The organism is Bartonella queenslandensis AUST/NH15, assembly GCF_000312585.1.
In the GTDB taxonomy this organism is placed as follows: Bacteria; Pseudomonadota; Alphaproteobacteria; order Rhizobiales; family Rhizobiaceae; genus Bartonella; species Bartonella queenslandensis_A.
In genome coordinates this window covers 1-1,103 of sequence record NZ_HE997989.1, presented here as the reverse complement: position 1 = coordinate 1,103, position 1,103 = coordinate 1, and the positions used below count along the sequence as shown (strand labels likewise).

Genomic DNA, 1,103 nt, shown 5'->3' with positions numbered 1-1,103 from the left:
GATGGTCCTAAATCCAATTCTTCTTTTGTTTTTAGTAAAAAATTGACGTGTTTTTCTGCTAATGTAGCTTGCTTTTGCAATGATTTATTTTGGTCTTCTAAATGGTTTAACTCTTTTTCTACATTGCATAAATCTTCTTTTCGTATTTTTTTTGCTCTTTTTAGGTCTATGTTTCTGACATACAATGACAGCAAAAACGAGATTGTACTACCAATGAAAGCAGATACAATACTACTGAGTACATTAGGTGGTATTTCCATATTCTGTACGCTCTTTCTTCCTTCGCTATTCGGCAAAAACAATCTTATAAAACACGTTTTGTATGGAGTGGTGCGGTGATTAACACGATTCTTTGCTTTGATCTAGGTACAAAGACGGGGTGGGCGGTGCGTGGTGCGGATAGTCATATCATCAGTGGTACTATGAATTTTCACCCCCGTCGTTTTGAAGGCGGTGGAATGCGTTTTTTACGCTTTAAGCAATGGCTATCAGAAATAAAGGTTACAGCAGGGGGTATTGACGAAGTTTATTTTGAGGAAGTGAGGCGTCATTTAGGAACAGACGCTGCTCATATTTATGGTGGTTTACTAGCAACGTTAACGGCATGGTGTGAACATCATCAGATACCGTATGAGGGCATCCCTGTTTGTACGATTAAGAAAGCGACAACAGGGAAGGGGAATGCATCGAAAGAAGAGATGATGAGTGCAATGCGTGCAAAAGGGCATGCACCAAAAGATGATAACGAAGCAGACGCTTTAGCAATTTTACATTTAATAATTAAAGAGAAGGGAAAAATACATGGCAATTAAGTCAATTAGGTTACCATTGATAAGGCTTTTTACGGACGAATGGCTATTTAAGCTCTATGGTTTACCTCCTATGGAATCCAACGTTTATGTAAAGTTACGGATAAGAATGTTACATACTGGAGAGCCCCTTTTAAATGATGAGCAAATATTATCTGATTTTACTAGCTGTTCAGTAAAAAAATTTCAGAAGGCATTAGACTATTTAATAAGAGCGGGCCACATAATACGCTTAGAAGATGGACGTTTATGGAGTTCAGACGTTGAGAATGAACTCAATAGTTTTGAAGAAAA

General features: G+C 37.6%; 3 protein-coding genes. 2 read left to right on the top strand and 1 reads right to left on the bottom strand.

The annotated features are described in order from the left end of the window. Window positions 1-260 (bottom strand): hypothetical protein (locus BN338_RS12075; RefSeq protein WP_039759034.1); only part of this gene is annotated, 260 nt, incomplete at its 3' end. 75 nt (window positions 261-335) lie between these two features. On the opposite strand from BN338_RS12075, the gene BN338_RS03250 reads away from it, so the two are divergent. Continuing rightward, window positions 336-812 (top strand): crossover junction endodeoxyribonuclease RuvC, encoded by a 477-nt coding sequence (locus tag BN338_RS03250; protein ID WP_039759032.1) that lies wholly within the window; start codon window positions 336-338, stop codon window positions 810-812. Beyond that, a partial coding sequence (locus tag BN338_RS03245; RefSeq protein ID WP_039759028.1) for a DUF1376 domain-containing protein occupies window positions 802-1,103 on the top strand: 302 nt, incomplete at its 3' end. The genes BN338_RS03250 and BN338_RS03245, both read left to right, overlap by 11 nt.